We start from the raw sequence: 17,434 nt of genomic DNA on the forward strand, positions 1-17,434 counted from the left end.
GTCGCGCCTGTGTAAAAATGTCGCAGGCCATTCCGCCAAAATTGCAAGTTCTGGAAGAAAAAACGTCTTCTTAGAATCGTCTAATGTTATGAAAATGCGATGGTTTTCGTCAAGTTTAGAACCGGTCTAACGTACCCCTCAACTTTACGGGGAGGAGTTTTTTGTTGACGGCAAATATCCTCTTTTGCTTTATGCGAGAAATCAGGGCGTTGCGTTTGATAGGCAATACGAGATGCTGGTTTGCAGCTGCAATTTCATCACGGAAGAAGAGATCGAAGACACGATCATCAGTCTACTCGACGAAGACTGTTGGCAGTTGATCGTGCCGGCGAAGGTCTATCACGCGATGGAAAAACGCGGCCGTTGCTGCGGCTGCTTTCCGAATGTCGTCGACATCATCATCCGCACTACCGAGCAATATCACGCTCGCCGCGACTCGACGGAAGCCGAGATATTTGATTTCATGATCCGCCTAAAACAATTCCACGAGGAAAACCGGAGGGCGGATCTTGAAAGGCGACAAAAAGGTCATCGAGCAGCTTAACGAAGCGCTCTATCTCGAACTCGGCGCCGTCAACCAGTACTGGCTGCACTACCGCCTCCTCGAAGACTGGGGTTACACGCTTCTGGCAAAGAGGGAGCGTGCAGAATCCATCGAGGAAATGCACCACGCCGACAAGCTTATCGCACGCATCATCTTCCTCGAAGGCCATCCCAACCTGCAGACGGTCGCACCGCTGCGCATCGGCCAGAACGTCAAGGAAGTGCTCAAGGCCGACCTCGCCGGCGAATACGATGCCCGCACGGCCTACAAGAAATCCCGTGACATCTGTCATGACGCCGGAGACTACGTCTCCATGAAGCTCTTCGAGGAACTGCTCTCCGACGAAGAGGGCCATATCGATTTCCTCGAGACGCAGATCGACCTTCTCGAGAAGATCGGCGAGCAGAAGTACGGTCAGCTCAACGCTGCCTCGGCCGACGAAGCCGAATAGGGGCAGCCTCGTGGATTGTTCGCGCCGCGCAACCAAAGGCGGCGCGCTCCTTCTCTCGCTGTTGCGCACGGCGTCCCCCACCCACCCTCATCCCTGTGCCCGACACAGGGATCCAGCAGCGCCGCGTCGGCGGCGCGGAAGAGTCTTTTCATCCCAAGGACTTGGGCTGGCTGAATTCCTGTGACGAGCACGGGAATGAGGATGAGAGGAGAAGCTTGCCGTGGCGCAACCGACAAGGCGCAGTACGCTGCTGTCGCGTCTGATAGGACGCGCGGTGCTGTAGGCGACGTGGGCCGCGAGCGGAGCGGCATCGTCCCTTCTCCCCGCTTGCGGGAGAAGGTGCCGGCAGGCGTATGAGGGGCAGATGCGGACAGAGAACGCGGTCAGCGTACCAGATGGGAGAAGGCCGCAACGACCTCTTCATAGACCTTGCGCTTGAACGGCACGATCAGATCCGGCAATTCGTGCATCGGCTTCCACTCCCACGCGTCGAATTCCGGATCGTGGCCGCCGGGCGGTGGATTGATGGCGATTTCGCTTTCATCGCCTTCGAAGCGGAAGGCGTACCAGCGCTGCGTCTGCCCGCGGTACTTGCCTTTGAGGCCGATCCCGATCAATTGCGGCGGCAGATCGTAGTTGATCCAGTTCGGCGCCTCGGCAAGCAGTGAAACCGAGCGAATGCCGGTCTCCTCGTAGAGTTCGCGGTAAGCTGCCTCGAGCGGATCCTCGCCCTTGTCGATCCCTCCCTGCGGCATCTGCCACAGTTCCGGCGAGCCGTCATATTCCGAATTGCCAACGGCGAGCCGATGCCCGGCCCAGACAAGGCCTTCGCGGTTCAGGACCATGACGCCGACGCAGGGCCTGTAGGGCAGGTCTTTCGCCTTCACGACCTTGCTCTTGTCCTTGCTCATACCGACTTCCTTCTCTCGCCCCCTACAGCGTCCTTTGCGCGTCCTATCAGATGCGCAAAGGACGCTGTAGCACCTTGAATTGCTGCATCGCAAACCGCATGACCCGATGCAATGCCATGGCGATACGGCGCGCTTTCTCTTTCGCCCGCTTATCTCATTTTTGTTGCGGATCGTTGACGAGCGCCGAAACGCCGACGAATTCGATGCCGCGCCCGCCGGCCTCCTGCATCCATTCCGAGATTGCCGCCACGCTTTCGTCGAAGGCGGAGGCGACGCCGATTGCCGTGCCGTTTCGCCTCGCGATGCGCTCAAGCTCGTCGAGCTTGCGCAGGATCGCGCTGCGGCTGAGCGCACTGTCGACAATGACATCGGCAAAACCATGCGGCACGTCGAAGGCGCCGGCGAGAGTGCCAGAGAGCGATTGTGCCGAGGTGCCGTCGTCGAGAAAGAGCAGTCCGCGCTTGCCGAGGTCGCGCATCACCGGCTCGAGCGCATCGGCGTCGGAGAGGAAGCGTCCGCCGAGGTAATTCATGATGCCGGTATAGTTGGTGATCTGGCCCATGCTCCGGTGCAGTTCGGCGAGGTTCTTCGTGGCGCTCGATGAAACGCGGAGCGCGTGCGGGCCCGGATCATTGTCCGGGTAGTCGAACGGCTCCATCGGAATCTGCAGCAGGATCTCATGGCCGTCGCGTCGCGCGTCCTGCATCCAGCGCTGCAGGCTGTTGCCGGCGGCGGCAAAGGCAAGCGTCACCTCCGGCGGAAGCTCGCGGATCGCCCGCTGCGTTCCGGTCTGGCTGAGGCCTAGACCGCCGATAACGAGCGCAATGCGGTTGCCGCGCGCGCCGGACCATGGGCGCGCGTACTGGTCCATCGGCCTAAGCCCATCCGGACCGATGATTGGCAGCCGGCCCTGCGGGCTGTCCTCCAAAAGGTCCTCGTTCGGCAGCGCCGCCATGCGCGGATCCTGGCCGCGAACCGATCCGACATTGATGAATGCCGGGCCGTCGCTTTGGCGCGACCGCGGCGTGTATTTCGTCACCGTTGTCCCGTCGTTGGTCAGCATCTCTTCGACATGGGCGCCGGAAAGTGCGCCATCCGGGCGAAGAGCACTTCTCCGCCTTCCTGCGGCATCACTCGTTGCGGCCGTTGCGGAAGTCCCTCCGACGGGTGTTGCGCCTCTTGAGGCAAGTTCCGGCGCTTCGGTCGCATGGGTAAGCCCGTCGGGAGACAAAGCGCTCCAGGCGGAAAGGCCGACGACGGTGGCTGCACAGAGGCTCACGAGCACATAGCCGAGGAAGCTGCGGAAGTTACGGCGACGTACAGGCCTTACCTTCCGGTTCTGGCCAAGTGGGGCATTGAGATCGGTTCCCAAACGGAGCCTCGGTCGACCTGAAGGAAGTTGCCGGTGAAGAATGCCGCTCACGAAGAATCATCGGATTCCCGCTGGCTGTTGCCGTTGCATAATATAAAGGCGCCGGGTTGAACAGCCCGGCGCCCATGATCATGTATGTCTTCGGCTTACTTCTTGAGCTCGGCCTGATCGGGATTGGCCGGGAAGGCCGGATCCGTCTTCTTGCCGCGCAACAGGTCGAGCGCATAGTTGAGCTGAATGTCGTCCTTGGCTTCCGGCGGCACATAGGCGACCGAACCGGAGCCTTCGTCTGTCTCATTCTGCCCCGGGATATGGCCACGCAGGTCGGATTCGCCCTGCGCTTCCACCTTGCCCAGAAGCTCCGGCGGGAGCGGCTGCTCGACCTTGATGTCTGGTGTGATACCCGTGCCCTGGATCGACTTGCCCGACGGCGTATAGTAGAGCGCGGTCGTCAGGCGCAGTGCGCCGGCGTCGCCGAGCGGAATGATCGTCTGAACCGAGCCCTTGCCGAAGGAACGCGTGCCGAGCACTGTCGCGCGCTTCATATCCTGGAGCGCACCCGCAACGATCTCCGATGCCGAAGCCGAGCCGCCGTTGACGAGCACGATGACGGGTTTGTTGTCGGCGAGATCGCCCGGCGTCGCGTTGAAGCGGCGCGTCTCGTCCGGGTTGCGGCCGCGGGTCGAAACGACCTCGCCGCGTTCCATGAAGGCGTCCGAAACATTGATCGCCTGGTCGAGAAGACCGCCCGGATTGAGGCGCAGGTCAAGCACATAGCCCTTCAGCTTGTCCGCCGGGACTTCCGCCTTGACCTTCTCGATGCCCTTCTTCAGGTCGTCGAAGGTCTTCTCGGTGAAGGAGATCACCCGAAGGTAGCCGACATCGCCTTCGACGCGGACCTTGACCGCACGCACGGCGATCACGTCGCGCACGATCGTCAGCTCGATCGGCTTTTCGGCGCCCTTGCGCAGAATGGTAAGCTTGATCGGTGTGCCGACGGCGCCGCGCATCTTGTCGACCGCTTCCTCGAGCTTCAGGCCGCGAACGTCCTGGCCATCGATCTTCGAGATGAAGTCGCCGGCAAGCACGCCGGCGCGCGCAGCAGGCGTGTCGTCGATCGGGCTCGTCACCTTGACGAGATCGTCTTCCATCGTCACTTCGATGCCGAGACCGCCGAATTCGCCGCGCGTCTGGGTGCGCATATCCTCGGCGTCCGTCGAGTTCATGTAGCTCGAATGCGGGTCGAGCGAGGAGAGCATGCCGTTGATGGCATTCTCGATCAGTTTGTCATCCTGCGGGGGCGTCACATACTGCGCCCGCACGCGCTCGAAAACGTCGCCGAAGATCGCCAGTTCGCGGTACGTCGACGAATTGGCTGCCACGGCCGGAATGGTCGCCGAATAGACGACGCCCATCGCCGTCGCACCCATCAGCGCCCCGACCAGAACAAGTGAAGCTCTACGTATCATTTCGCGCCTTTCCAACCTCTGCTGCGGACCACCACGGCCGGGAATCGACCGGTTTTCCGTCTTTTCGGAATTCAATGTAAAGCGTTGGCCTGTCAGTTTCCAGCGCCAAGGCCGCCGCACTCGCCACTCTTTTTGCACCCATCGTCGCCAAGGGCTCCCCAGCCACGACGAACTGTCCCGGCCGGACACTCACATTTTCCATTCCCGACAGAACGATATGATACCCATCGCCGGGATTGAGAATGATCATCTGCCCATAGCTGCGGAAACTTCCGGCGTAGACGATCCACCCGTCTGCCGGCGTGGTCACCAATGCGCCTGCATTGGTTTCCAGCATAATGCCTTGCAGCGAATGCCCGGTGCCGTCGGCATCGCCAAACTGCCGCAGGAGCGACCCCGCCACGGGATAGGCAAGCCGCTCCCGCAACTCCGAAAATACGTATGCGGGCGCAATGCGGTTTTTGTCGGGCACCGCGTTGCGGGCAATCTCCCGGGCCTCTTCGCGCTCGGCCTCGCTCATCCGCAGGCGCTCCTCCTCTTGCGCGCGCGCGGCCGCGGCGGCGTCCCGTACCGAGGAGATCTCGGTCTCGAGCGACGAAATCAATCCTTCGAGATTGGTCGCCTGCGAGGCCAGTTCCTGGGCCTTGCGCTGCTCGACCGCGAGTTCGTTCGCATTCTGCTGCCGCAACCTTTCCTTTTCGGTCACCAGCATCGACATGCGGCGCTCTTCCTCGAGATTGGCCGTCATCGCCGCCGTCAATTCCGCGCGCTGCTTTCCGATGCCGCTGCGAATGCCTGCGAGCGCCTTCAGATCGGCGACGAGACTGTCGGTCTGCTCGCGCATCTCCGGCACAACGGCGCCAAGGAGGATTGCACTGCGGACGGAGGCCAGCGCGTCCTCCGGCGTGACGAGGATGGCCGGCGGCGGATTTCGCCCCATGCGCTGCAGGGCGGCAAGCACTTCGGCAAGTATGCCGCGCCGGGCACGGAGCGACCGCCGCACCACGTCCTCTTTCACGCGCAGGTCGTTGAGCTTCTTTTCGCCGTCGGCAATCTGCTGCTCCAGCCCACGTCGCTTGCCTGCTGACTCGACGACCGCGGCGCGGAGCCCCTCATTGCTCTTGTCGATCTCGGCGATCGTCTGCTCGAGCGCTTCGGCGCGCTCGCGCGACAGCGTAATGGTCTTGGAAAGCGCGTCGAGCTCACTGCGTGTGCTGTCGCGTCTAAGCGCGAGATCAGCTGCGGGGTCCGGCGGTGCCTGTTCGTTCGTCGGCGCACCGGCGGGAGCCCCGACGGTCGCGTCCTGGGCAACAGCCGGCGCAATCACGCCCAAGGCAATCACGCCCAAGAGAACGGCCAATGCCGCGGCACCGCGTCCGACCCGACGCACCGCCCAACCCAAATCGGCACTTTTCTCTCGGCGCGTCATCCGGCCCGATGCTTTCCTGCAAGATAGGCAGAAACCCTAATCTGATTTGGCTAGGCCAACCAACACATAATCGTGTTATCGCGCCCGTGAATACACAAACGTCTCATCAGGCGCGATGATAGGGATGACCTGACAGGATCGTCACGGCACGGTAAAGCTGCTCTGCAATCAGGATGCGCACGAGCTGGTGCGGCCAGGTCATCTTGCCAAGGCAGAGTATCGCGTCAGCGCGTGCGTGCAACGCCGGATCCAAGCCGTCGGCGCCGCCGATCGCGATCGTCAGATCGCGCTTTCCGCTGTCCCGGAATGTGCCGATGAGCGAAGCGAAGGCTTCCGAATCGATCGCCTTTCCGCGTTCGTCGAGCAGCACGAGCAGGCCGCCGTCCGCGAGCGCCTTTTCGAGCTGAGCGGCCTCCTCGCGCTTGCGCGTCTCCGCGTTGCCGGCGCGGCTTTCGGCCACTTCCACGACCCGGGTGAACTCCAGCCCCACCGCAGGCCCCGCCTTGGCGAAGCGGTCGAGATAACGGCCCGCGAGGTCCTTTTCCGGCCCCGCCTTCAGGCGGCCGACTGCGAAAAGTCCGATACGCACGACCCGATCATCCCTACCGGTGCCAGACCGATCCTGCGAAACGACTGGCAAAACCACTCCTGCTGCCATCAGCCCGGCCGGGCGATGACAGCTGCATTTTCATTCGACACCGGCGCTGTCGCTCCGTCCTGAGATTTTAGTCAGGTTCGGGCGGCGCGTCTCAGTGCAGGGTACCGTCCTCGATTTCCGGGGCAGCCCACATCTTTTCGATGTTGTAGAACTCCCGGATCTCCGGCCGGAAGATGTGAACGATCACATCGCCGGTGTCGATCAGCACCCAGTCGCCACCTTCAAGGCCTTCGACGCGGGAATTGCCAAACCCTTCGTCCTTCAGGTCCGTGATCAGGTGGTCGGCAATCGCCATCACATGCCTGTTCGACCGCCCGGAGACAACAACCATGAAGTCTCCCAGCGCCGATTTTCCGGCAATGTTGATGGTGACGATATCTTCTGCCTTCGAGTCCTCTAGGCTTTCGAGGACCAGGTTAAGCGCACGGACAGCGGCTTCGTCGCTTGATCCCGTGCTGCGCGGGTATGCGGTTGCCGCATAACCCTTGGCGTGTACTGTTGTCAGGGTTTTTCCTTTCTAAAAGAACAGAACAGGCACTTCCGATTCGACGATCAGGATCGAACCGTCCGTAAATGTAGGCACCAAACCATGAGGGTTTCAAGACGCGAGAAATGAATCATGGGAATTCACGCAGATTAACTGCTGCATGTTCCCTTAAATCGAAGCCGGTTCATGGATAAGAGCAGCAGCGACTCAAAGAGCTACAGCGAACTCTGAACGTCTGATGAGACGCGCGGCTCCGTAGAGCGAAGCGCCGTGGAACTGAGTGGTGAGCGTGGTCCGTGAATGAATGTCCAGGCGGGCGCGGGGTGGAAGGCGAGCGCCAGAGCATCGTCCTCGTCGATCCGGGCATAATCGAAGGTCCGCGCCATGCGTGATGAAAGATAGGCAAGCGTCGAGCCCGGCCTGTCAATGACCGCGATCGGAAAGGTCGAGACAATCTTGCGCCAGTTCTGCCAGCGGTGGAAATTCTTGAGGTTGTCCGCCCCCATCACCCAGACAAAGCGTACGTCGCGATTGCGGGCGCGGACGATTTCGAGTGTGCGAGCCGTATAACTCTGGCCAAGCGACTGCTCGAAGGCCGTGACCTTGATGCGGGGATTGGAGGCGATCTTCTCGCTGAGCGCGATGCGATCCGCCAGCGGCGCGAGAGCGTTGTTATTCTTCAGCGGGTTACCGGGCGTCACCATCCACCAGAGCTGATCGAGACCAAGCCTGCGCAACGCCGTTTCGGCGACGAGGAGATGGCCGCCGTGGGGCGGGTTGAACGATCCGCCGAAGAGGCCAACCGTCATCCCGCTTTCGACATGCGGCATGCGCAGATAGCGCGCGTTCACTCGAGGTGGAATCACGTCAGGACCGCACCTGTCCCGTGCCGCGCACGCGGTATTTGAACGAGGTCAGCTGCTCGACGCCGACGGGCCCGCGCGCATGCATCTTGCCAGTGGCGATGCCGATCTCGCCGCCCATGCCGAACTCGCCGCCGTCGGCAAACTGCGTCGAGGCGTTGTGCAGGAGGATGGCGGAGTCGATCTCCGAGAAGAAGTGTTCCACGACGGCCGGATCTTCCGCGATAACCGCTTCGGTATGAGCCGACGACCAGGTGTTGATGTGGTCGATGGCGCCGGAAATACCGTCGACCAGCTTCGCCGAAATAATGGCGTCGAGATATTCGGTCGCCCAATCCTCGTCGGTCGCGGATTTCAGACCCGGCAGCAGCGCTTCCAGATCCTGCGAAACCCTGACTTCGCAGCCGGCGTCAACGAGCGCTTGCAGCAGCGGCTTCGCAAAACGATCGGCGGCATTGCGGTCGATCAGCAGCGTTTCGGCGGCGCCGCAGATGCCGGTGCGGCGCATCTTGGCGTTGACGACGATTTTCCTTGCCATGTCGAGATCGGCCGAAGCGTCGACATAGATGTGGCAGAGGCCTTCCAGATGCGCGAAGACCGGCACCCGCGCCTCGTTTTGAACGCGGGCCACAAGGCTTTTTCCCCCGCGCGGCACGATCACGTCGATCGCGCCGTTGAGGCCGGAAAGCATGGCGCCGACGGCGGCGCGGTCGGCGACCGGCACCATCTGGATCGCATGCTCCGGCAGGCCGGCGGCCTTCAGCCCCTCGACCAGGCAGGCATGGATCGCCCGCGACGAATGAAAACTGTCGGAGCCGCCGCGCAGGATCACCGCATTGCCGGCCTTGAGGCAGAGCGCGCCGGCGTCGCCCGTGACGTTGGGCCGGCTTTCGTAAATCACGCCGATCACGCCGAGCGGCGTGCGTACGCGCTCGATATGCAGACCGTTCGGGCGGTCCCATTCGGCAATCACGTCGCCGATCGGATCCTTGAAGGCGGCAATCGCACGGATGCCGTCGGCCATATCGCGGATGCGGTCCCGGTTGAGCGTGAGACGATCGATGAAGGCTTTGGCGACGCCGGTTCTCTCGGCGTTTTCAAGGTCGACCACATTGGCTGCGAGGATTTCCTCCGTCCTGGCGACAATCGCATCTGCCATGGCGATCAGCGCCGCGTGCTTGCGCTCGGCGCTCGCAACGGCGAGCGGTCGGCTTGCCGCTTTGGCGCGGCGGCCGATTTCCAGCATGACGTTGTTGACGTCGTCGCCGTTATTGACCGCGTCAAGCATGAACCTCGCCCTTCCTCTCGTCTCTTCCATCGTCCACGCGCGTTCCGGCGGGACCCGTCATCACCAGATCGTCGCGGTGCACCATCGCCGCGCGGCCAGCATAGCCGAGGATTGCGGCAATCTCGGCCGATTTCTTGCCGGCGATCTGGCGCGCCTCGTCGGCATCGTAGCCCGCAAGGCCGCGGGCGATCTCACGGCCGGACGAGCCCAGGATCGCAATCGTGTCGCCACGGCTGAAGCTGCCCGTCACCTGACGGACACCGGCCGGCAGCAGGCTCTTGCCGGAGCGGAGCGCCGTTTCGGCGCCGGCGTCGATTATAAGCGTGCCGGCCGGCAGAAGCTGCCCGGCAATCCAGGTCTTGCGCGCGGTCACCGGCGAGCCGGCCGGCGCGAACCAGGAGGAGCGGGCGCCGGACTCGATCGCGTTCAGAGGATGCTCCGGCTTGCCCGAGGCGATGATCATCGCGCAGCCCGCAGTGGTCGCGATCTTGCCGGCGTCGATCTTGGTGCGCATGCCGCCGCGCGAAAGCTCGGAGGCCGCACCCCCGGCCATCGCCTCGATTTCCGGCGTGATTTCGGCGATCGTATCGAGGAAGCGCGCGTTAGGGTCGAGATGCGGCGGGGCGGTGTAAAGCCCGTCGATATCGGAGAGCAGCACGAGCAGGTCGGCACCGACCATCGTCGCCACCCGGGCGGCGAGCCGGTCGTTGTCGCCATAGCGGATCTCCGTGGTGGCCACCGTGTCGTTCTCGTTGATGATCGGCACGGCGCCGAGCTTCAGCAGTTGGCTGATGGTTGCCCGGGCATTGAGGTAACGGCGGCGCTCTTCCGTGTCGCCGAGCGTCAGCAGGATCTGACCCGCAATGATCTGATCGGTCGAGAGGCTTTCCGACCAGGCGCGCGCCAAGGCGATCTGGCCGACGGCGGCGGCGGCCTGGCTCTCCTCTAGCTTCAAGGCGCCCGCCGGAAGGTCCAGCACCGTTCTCCCGAGCGCTATGGCACCGGAAGAGACGACGAGCACTTCCACGCCCTTCGCCTTCAATCCGGCAATGTCGGCGCACAGGGCGTCGAGCCAGGCCTTTTTCAGGCCGGATTTGCGATCGACCAGCAGCGCCGACCCGATCTTGATGACGACCCGGCGGTATTTTTGCAGCGGCTTGCGGGTCTTTGTCATTCTATGCGCTCTCTTCTCCGGCCTTGGCCGCGGAAATGACGCTGCGAAGCGCCCGAAGCGCTTCGGTCATGCCCTTGCCGGTGACCGCCGAAATCGTGAGCGGCGTCGAGCCGCAGGCCTTGGCGAGCGCCTTGGCCTTGGCCTTCAGTTCCTCCTCGTCGAGCACGTCGATCTGTGCCAGTGCGACGATTTCCGGCTTGTCCTCCAGCCCGCCGCCATAGGCCTCGAGCTCGTGCTTCACGGTCTTGTAGGCCTTGGCGACATCCTCTTCCTGTGCCGAGACGAGATGCAAGAGCACGCGGGTGCGCTCGACATGGCCGAGGAAGCGGTCGCCGATGCCGACACCCTCGTGGGCGCCCTCGATGAGACCCGGAATGTCGGCGAGGATGAACTCCTGACCATCGACGGTCGCGACGCCGAGATTGGGATGCAGCGTGGTAAAGGGATAGTTGGCGATCTTCGGCCGGGCGCGGGTGCAGGCGGCAAGGAAGGTCGATTTGCCGGCATTCGGCAGGCCGACGAGGCCGGCATCCGCGATCAGTTTCAGCCGGAGCCAGATGGTCTTTTCCTCGCCTTCAAGGCCCGGATTGGCCCAGTTCGGCGCCTGGTTGGTGGAGGATTTGAAATGGGCGTTGCCGAAGCCGCCATTGCCGCCGGCGGCAAGCCGATAGCGCTGGCCTTCGGCCACCATGTCGACGATCAGCGTCTCGCCGTCTTCCTCGAAGATCTGCGTGCCGACCGGCACCTTCAGCGTCACGTCGGCGCCGCCGGCGCCAGTGCGGTTGCGGCCCATGCCATGCGTGCCGGTCTTCGCCTTGAAGTGCTGCTGGTAGCGGAAGTCGATCAGCGTGTTGAGGCCGTTGACGGCCTCGACCCAGACGTCGCCGCCGCGGCCGCCATCGCCGCCGTCCGGTCCACCGAACTCGATGAATTTCTCGCGGCGGAAGGAGACCGCGCCTGCGCCGCCGTCCCCGGATCGGATATAGACCTTTGTTTCGTCGAGAAATTTCATCTGGCTGCCATCTGTTCAGTATATTCGCCGCCATCGATATAGGCGGTTACCCTGGAGGTCAAAGACTATCGTGCGGTTCACAAGCTACAATATCCAATACGGCATCGGTCTCGACGGGCGCTTCGACCCCGAGCGCGTTGCCGCTTCTCTCCGCGGAGCCGACATCATCGCCTTGCAGGAAGTGACGCGCAACTTCCATCGCAACGGCAATGCCGACCTCGTCTCGATTTTCGAAGACCTGCTGCCGGACTATTTTTCCGTTTTCCATGCGCCCTGTGACATCGATGCCGGCTCGACGATCGAGAACGGCCGCGTGATCAATCGCCGCTTCCAGTTCGGCAACATGATCCTGTCGCGCTGGCCTATCCTTTCGACGCGGCTGATAGCCTTGCCGCGGACGCGCACGGTCAGTCCCATGAACCTGCAACGCGGCGCGACCGAAGCGCTGATTGCGACACCGACCGGCCCGTTGCGGGTCTATTCCGTCCACCTCGACCATGTGCTTCCGGGCGAACGCATCAGCCAGATCGAGTTTCTGAAACAAAGGCTTGTCAACTATCCGCTCGAAGGCGGCGCGATTTCGGGCGCGGCCGACTTCGGCTTCGCCGAACCGCCCCATCCGGAAGATTTCGTCGTGATGGGCGATTTCAACATGGTGCCGGAATCGCCCGAATACAATGCGATGGTAGGCACGTCCGATGCCTTTTACGGCCGCTCGCTGCGCATGGGCAATCCGGTCGACGCGCTCGCCCAACTCGGCCGGCTGACGCCGGAAAGCTATAGCTGGATTCACCCGGATGATCGTCAGCGGCGCATGCATCTCGATTATTGTTTCCTCAGTGCCGGTCTGGTCCCCCGCCTGAAGGATGCCTGGACCGATTATGACGCCACGGGGTCCGATCACCTGCCGGTCGGAATCGAGCTCCATTGAACGGGGAAACCCGCGAAGGCTGCCCTTCGCGGGTCTCTTTATTAGTACGGCCGACGCAGATCCGCGGCTGTCAGACGCGTCTCGATGTGCGCGACCATGGCGTTGCGGGCGAGCGCGTAGATCTGGCTGCAGCCGGTGATCCTGAAGCCGAGCTTCTCCTGGACCCGGAGCGAGCCCGGATTGTCGGCAAAGACACCTGAGTGGAGCACGGTGTCCGGCATGCGCCGGAAGAAGCGCTCGATCGCCGTGTGGACCGCCTCGCTCGCCAGACCCTTGCCCCAGTAGAACCGGTTCAGCCAGTAGCCGACATGCCACTGACCGTGCCTGAGCTCGATGCCGACGCAGCCGATATGGACATCGTCGCCGGTGGTGACGGCGAGCGCCCAGTCGGGCAGGACGTTGGTCGCCTGGCGGTTCAACCAGTCGAGCGCATCCTGATGGTCATAAGGCGCCGGGACGCGCGCCAGCATGCGCGCGACTTGGAAGTCGCCGAGCGACTGGGCGATCGCTTCCGCATCGGCAAGCCGGTGCGGTCTGAGCCTGAGCCGCTCGGTTTGGATGACCGGGCAGGGGCCGGGATCGGGGCGGATGATGACCCGCGACCGTTCGGGAACGAGCGCGTTCATCGCATGCCTCCCCAGCTTCTCAGCGAAACCCAGGTCTTACGGTCGAGCCGGTACCATTCGACGGACATCATGCCACCGAGCGCCAGGCTTTCGACCATGCCGGAGCCCTGGAACTGGAAGCCGCACTTCTGGATGACCCGCCGCGAGGCGATGTTCATGACCCGGCAGCGCGCATCGATCTGGTCGATGTCGCGGGTGCGGAAGGCCATGTCGGTCAGCGCTTGCGCGGCTTCCGTGGCGTAGCCCTGGTTCCAATAGGGTTCGCCCAGCCAGTAGCCAAGCTCGGCCGTCTTGCCGTCGGGATGCGGCTCGATGCCGCAGCAACCCAAGAATGCGCCATTGTCCGCCTTGGTGATCGCGTAGACGCACTTGCCAATCGTGCCGGCTTTTGCGCGTCGCACGAAATCGGCCGCATCCGCCGTGGTGTAGGGGTGCGGCATGCGCGAGACCATGGTGGCGATATTGGCGTTGTTGGCAAGATGGGCAAGGGCGTCGATATCGTCTTCGTGGGGCGCGCGTAAAACGAGCCGGGGCGATAACAATATCGGGCAATCGGTCCTTGACCGCTGAGGCCTCAGCCTTTGTTCGGGAGACCGGGATTGGTCTTCCCTCAAGAGCTCGGTTTGCATGGTTCTTCCTCCAGACATGCGAAAAGGGGAGTTGGGTACCGTCCCATCTCCCCTTTTGAAGTCTGGCTTTGAACCTTGCGGGTGCATCAGCCGGGTCGATGAGACGCCGGCTGTTTTAGAGCGCTACCGGCTTATTCCGCTGCTTCCGCTTTCGGCATTACAGACACGTAGACTCGGCCGTTGGCCTTCGTGCGGAAGTCCACGTTGCCTGCCGTAAGCGCAAAAATCGTATGGTCCTTGCCGAGGCCGACATTGGCACCCGGATGCCACTTCGTGCCGCGCTGGCGCACGATGATGTTGCCCGCAACGACGACTTCGCCGCCGAACTTCTTCACGCCAAGGCGCTTGGACTCAGAATCGCGACCGTTGCGCGACGAACCGCCAGCTTTTTTGTGTGCCATTGGTGTTCTCCTTTAAACCTTCGATCCCGGAACTCAGTTTGCAGCTTCAGCGGCAGCTTCGGTCTTCTTCGAAGCCTTCTTCGCCTTGCCGCCGGCAGCAGCGATGTCCAGGATGCGGACAGTCGTCTGATGCTGGCGATGGCCGCGCGAACGCTTGGAGTTCTGGCGGCGGCGCTTCTTGAAGGCGATGACCTTCTTGGCGCGGCCCTGTTCCACAACTTCGGCGCTGACAACGGCACCTTCGACAAACGGAGCACCGATGGTGGCATCGGCGCCGGCGCCGACCATCAGGATCTCGGTGAATTCAATCTTGTCGCCTTGAACGCCTTCCAGCTTTTCGATGGTGATGACGTCGTTGGCCGCCACGCGGTACTGCTTACCGCCGGTCTTGATGACTGCGAACATATTTTATCCTTTCATGTTCGGTCCGGCTCTTTACCTTAAAAAGGCAAGGCCGTCTTTTTGTCAGTCGCTACGTTGAGTGGAGCGCCTCGGAAACCCTTGACCTCCACCAGTGGGTGGGCACAAACTCTTACCCTTCGCGGCGCGGTCAGACCACACCACTTCATTGCGCGGATTACGGGAATCGCCCCTGACTGTCAAGACGAAAGGCGCCGCCAAGCAAGATATTCTTTTCACGGCCCCTTGTCAGGGCGCAAATCTGCCGCTATGAACCCGACCGCGCCAACCAAAGCGCCAACCAGACCTGCGGAGAGGTGGCAGAGTGGTTGAATGCACCGCACTCGAAATGCGGCATGGGTGCAAGCCCATCGGGGGTTCGAATCCCCCCCTCTCCGCCACGTGTCGCCATAAAAGCTATGCTTCATAGCGTTTTTTCTCGGCTACTGCATTCAGCCCCATCGCGGTGAAATGCTTGTCGGATGCGAGTATGCCGAGTCCGGCTCCCTCCGGCCGGAGGCGTAACGCGCATATGTCGGCGTCCATCTGATCCTATTCGGCGTGCGGCTTGGCATATGAAATGCCCAGTTGCTTTGCACGGTCCTGCAGCCGTTCGCGAATACGTCGATGGGGAACGTTCTGTTCCCGAAGGGGCCGGTGTCGTAACCGCGCACCTAGCCAATCCAATCCAGGTGCCAGCTCAAATCTCATCTGATGAACCAAAATCATTGAAACTGCTCCTTGCTGCCCGCCCGCCGTTGTTTGCCTATTGCGGCGAGGGCCTCTATCGCAACTGAGCGGGGTGTGCAGGAATGCCGATGGATGTCGGATAGCGGATCTCAATTGCCGTTCATGCCGTCATAGCAAAGGGGACCTCCGCGCCATCTCCATATTGTAACCCACAGATGTTGGGAGGCTACTAGCAAACGCAATGCTGGTATAAGGACCGGGACGGGGCGACGTCGTTGCAGCGAATCGACAGCAGTCGTGAGGGAAATGAGGGGGCGATCTGAGCGGAAGTGAACGTCCATCAACAGACCGATTTCTCCATCGAGGATTGCAGGGCTCAACTCGCGCGCATTCTGACCAGCGCGGACTTTCAAGCGACTGATCGCGAGCGTCGGTTCCTCAGTTATGTCGTGGGTGAAACCTTGGCGGGGCGCAGCAATCTCATCAAGGCCTATTCGATAGCCGTAGAGGTGTTCGACCGTGACACGTCTTTCGACCCTCAGGCAGACCCGATTGTGCGCGTCGCAGCCGGTCAACTCCGCAGGGCGCTTGAGCGGTATTATCTGACCGCCGGGCTAGCCGACCCCATTCTCATCAGCATTCCAAAGGGCGGATACGCTGCCACGTTCTCACTGCGCGGCACCCGACGTCCCGCCGCGGAAGAACCTGTCTACGCGGACGCATTCGAGCCCCCGCGGCCGCGCCCGCTGAGCAAGCCTTGGCTCATAGCCGCGGTCGCCATGCTGTTGGCCGCTGTCTCAGTGCTGGGCTTTTGGTCATATTCATTCCGGCTTTCTCCGAGGAAGCCCGAATTGCCGCATTTGCTGGTCGAGTGGTTCGACGACATGGATGGGTCGGACGAAACTGCGGCTTTGGCCCGTGGGTTTACGCAGGAGATCGTAAGTCAGCTCGTCAAGTTTAAGGACATTGTCGTGGTTCAACCACTCGGCCAGGTGGGACCGGACGTACGCTACGTGGTCGCAGGAAGCGTCGATATGTCGGACGAGTCCTTCCGATTTCGGGTTCGCATGCTCAATCGCGCGGACGGATCGGTGCTCTGGGCGCACAGCTACGATGGTACGACACGAGTTCCCGATCTTCTGAAGGTTCAAGCCGACATTGCCGCTGATGTAGCGACAAGCCTGGCACAGGCATATGGTGCGATATTCGAGGCAGACGCCAAGCGCATTGTTCCCGGCGCTCCCAACGACCGCGCCGCATATTTCTGCACGCTTTCCTATTACTCGTATAGGGCCGGCTTCGATCCAGAAGCGCGTCCGTCCGTTCGTTCATGTCTCGAGAAAGCTGTAGAGCGCTTTCCAGCGTACTCAACCGCTTGGGCACTTCTATCACTGATCTACATTGACGAAGTTCGATTCCGTTATCCATTCGATTCCACGAGCTCGACCCCGTTGATCGATCGCGCTGTTGCTGCAGCCGCTCGTGCGGTGGAATTGGAGCCGACCAACGTCCGGGCTCTCCAGGCACAGATGATCGCTCTCTATTTCAAGGGGGAGATCGATGCGGCCATGAGAGTGGGGCGCCGCGGCATGAGCATCAATCCAAACGACACCGTGTTTCTGGGCGAGTACGGCTATCGGCTAGCACTTTCCGGAAATTGGAGGGAAGGGTGCCTGTTGGTCGCAGAGGCGCGTAAACGCAATCCGGGACCTCTGGCCTATTATGAGGTGGGATTAGCCGTCTGCGCCTATTTCAGCGGCGACATCCGACAGGCGGTCATGTGGATCAAAAACGCCAACACTTCCGGCAATGCGCTCTATCATGTGATTGCCGCGGCGATCTTTGCCGAAGGAGGCTATGCGGCAGACGCGGCAGGAGAGCGTGCCTGGCTCATGCAGCATGCGCCAGGCTTGGTAACGAACGTTCGTCAAGAGGCGTTGTTGCGGTTTGGCCGTTTGGAAGACGCCGAAAGATTCCTCCGTTCGCTGAGGAAGGCAGGCTTGGAATTCTCCAATTGACGCCTCTGACGAGGTGCTCTTCTCCATGTTCAGTACAGTAAATTACCTTCCTTTGCGAAAAAGCTTCCTCAAAAGAAGAATC

The 17,434-nt window shown here is 61.8% G+C and carries 18 protein-coding genes and 1 tRNA gene; 5 read left to right on the plus strand and 14 right to left on the minus strand.

From position 1 onward, the window contains the following. Nucleotides 1-184 precede the first annotated feature (184 nt). Both PZN02_RS07070 and bfr read left to right on the plus strand, forming a co-directional pair. Nucleotides 185-544 carry a (2Fe-2S)-binding protein gene (locus PZN02_RS07070; RefSeq protein WP_425336275.1) on the plus strand — a complete coding sequence of 120 codons (360 nt, stop codon included), beginning with the start codon at nt 185-187 and terminating at the stop codon, nt 542-544. Beyond that, complete coding sequence (gene bfr, locus PZN02_RS07075) at nt 510-995, plus strand: bacterioferritin (protein WP_280660885.1); 486 nt, start codon at nt 510-512, stop codon at nt 993-995. Before PZN02_RS07070 ends, bfr begins: the two co-directional genes overlap by 35 nt. 383 nt (nt 996-1,378) lie before the next feature. On the opposite strand, the gene PZN02_RS07080 is transcribed toward bfr, so the two are convergent. From PZN02_RS07080 to obgE, 10 genes are all read right to left on the minus strand, one after another. Continuing rightward, a complete protein-coding gene (locus PZN02_RS07080; RefSeq protein WP_280660886.1) occupies nt 1,379-1,906 on the minus strand; it encodes an RNA pyrophosphohydrolase in 528 nt (175 codons plus the stop codon). 154 nt (nt 1,907-2,060) lie between these two features. Beyond that, nucleotides 2,061-3,278: a divergent polysaccharide deacetylase family protein gene (locus PZN02_RS07085; protein WP_280660887.1), complete on the minus strand. Its 1,218-nt coding sequence runs from the start codon at nt 3,276-3,278 to the stop codon at nt 2,061-2,063. Nucleotides 3,279-3,424: 146 nt separating this feature from the next. Beyond that, nucleotides 3,425-4,747: a S41 family peptidase gene (locus PZN02_RS07090; protein ID WP_280660888.1), complete on the minus strand. Its 1,323-nt coding sequence runs from the start codon at nt 4,745-4,747 to the stop codon at nt 3,425-3,427. Further along, nucleotides 4,737-6,176 carry a murein hydrolase activator EnvC family protein gene (locus PZN02_RS07095; RefSeq protein ID WP_280660889.1) on the minus strand — a complete coding sequence of 480 codons (1,440 nt, stop codon included), beginning with the start codon at nt 6,174-6,176 and terminating at the stop codon, nt 4,737-4,739. Before PZN02_RS07095 ends, PZN02_RS07090 begins: the two co-directional genes overlap by 11 nt. Before the next feature lie 106 nt (nt 6,177-6,282). Continuing rightward, the gene (rlmH, locus tag PZN02_RS07100; protein ID WP_280660890.1) at nt 6,283-6,765 is read right to left on the minus strand and encodes a 23S rRNA (pseudouridine(1915)-N(3))-methyltransferase RlmH; all 483 of its coding nucleotides are present in this window, start codon (nt 6,763-6,765) and stop codon (nt 6,283-6,285) included. Between the two features lie 160 nt (nt 6,766-6,925). After that, on the minus strand, nt 6,926-7,339 hold the full coding sequence (rsfS, locus tag PZN02_RS07105) for a ribosome silencing factor (RefSeq protein WP_280661415.1): 414 nt from the start codon (nt 7,337-7,339) through the stop codon (nt 6,926-6,928). A gap of 197 nt (nt 7,340-7,536) precedes the next feature. Further along, entirely contained in the window at nt 7,537-8,130 is a 594-nt protein-coding gene (locus PZN02_RS07110) for a nicotinate-nucleotide adenylyltransferase (protein ID WP_280661416.1), read from the minus strand. A gap of 58 nt (nt 8,131-8,188) precedes the next feature. Then, the gene (locus PZN02_RS07115) at nt 8,189-9,472 is read right to left on the minus strand and encodes a glutamate-5-semialdehyde dehydrogenase (RefSeq protein WP_280660891.1); all 1,284 of its coding nucleotides are present in this window, start codon (nt 9,470-9,472) and stop codon (nt 8,189-8,191) included. Beyond that, on the minus strand, nt 9,465-10,646 hold the full coding sequence (gene proB, locus PZN02_RS07120) for a glutamate 5-kinase (RefSeq protein WP_280660892.1): 1,182 nt from the start codon (nt 10,644-10,646) through the stop codon (nt 9,465-9,467). Before proB ends, PZN02_RS07115 begins: the two co-directional genes overlap by 8 nt. Nucleotide 10,647: 1 nt before the next feature. Continuing rightward, nucleotides 10,648-11,658: a GTPase ObgE gene (gene obgE, locus PZN02_RS07125; protein ID WP_280660893.1), complete on the minus strand. Its 1,011-nt coding sequence runs from the start codon at nt 11,656-11,658 to the stop codon at nt 10,648-10,650. 70 nt (nt 11,659-11,728) lie between these two features. Between obgE and PZN02_RS07130 the strand changes: the two genes are divergently transcribed. Next, entirely contained in the window at nt 11,729-12,589 is an 861-nt protein-coding gene (locus tag PZN02_RS07130; RefSeq protein ID WP_280660894.1) for an endonuclease/exonuclease/phosphatase family protein, read from the plus strand. Between the two features lie 41 nt (nt 12,590-12,630). On the opposite strand, the gene PZN02_RS07135 is transcribed toward PZN02_RS07130, so the two are convergent. From PZN02_RS07135 to rplU, 4 genes are all read right to left on the minus strand, one after another. Then, entirely contained in the window at nt 12,631-13,215 is a 585-nt protein-coding gene (locus tag PZN02_RS07135; protein WP_280660895.1) for a GNAT family N-acetyltransferase, read from the minus strand. Next, nucleotides 13,212-13,844 (minus strand): GNAT family N-acetyltransferase, encoded by a 633-nt coding sequence (locus PZN02_RS07140; RefSeq protein ID WP_167528129.1) that lies wholly within the window; start codon nt 13,842-13,844, stop codon nt 13,212-13,214. The genes PZN02_RS07135 and PZN02_RS07140 overlap by 4 nt, the downstream gene beginning before the upstream one ends. A gap of 131 nt (nt 13,845-13,975) precedes the next feature. Further along, nucleotides 13,976-14,245 carry a 50S ribosomal protein L27 gene (gene rpmA / locus PZN02_RS07145; RefSeq protein WP_280660896.1) on the minus strand — a complete coding sequence of 90 codons (270 nt, stop codon included), beginning with the start codon at nt 14,243-14,245 and terminating at the stop codon, nt 13,976-13,978. A 33-nt stretch (nt 14,246-14,278) separates the two neighbouring features. After that, the gene (gene rplU / locus PZN02_RS07150) at nt 14,279-14,650 is read right to left on the minus strand and encodes a 50S ribosomal protein L21 (RefSeq protein ID WP_280660897.1); all 372 of its coding nucleotides are present in this window, start codon (nt 14,648-14,650) and stop codon (nt 14,279-14,281) included. 305 nt (nt 14,651-14,955) lie between these two features. On the opposite strand from rplU, the gene PZN02_RS07155 reads away from it, so the two are divergent. Beyond that, nucleotides 14,956-15,045: transfer RNA gene (locus PZN02_RS07155), tRNA-Ser, on the plus strand. A gap of 1,140 nt (nt 15,046-16,185) precedes the next feature. After that, complete coding sequence (locus PZN02_RS07160; RefSeq protein WP_280660898.1) at nt 16,186-17,352, plus strand: hypothetical protein; 1,167 nt, start codon at nt 16,186-16,188, stop codon at nt 17,350-17,352. Nucleotides 17,353-17,434 lie beyond the last annotated feature (82 nt).

It is taken from the genome of Sinorhizobium garamanticum (genome assembly GCF_029892065.1).
Lineage (GTDB): Bacteria > Pseudomonadota > Alphaproteobacteria > Rhizobiales > Rhizobiaceae > Sinorhizobium > Sinorhizobium garamanticum.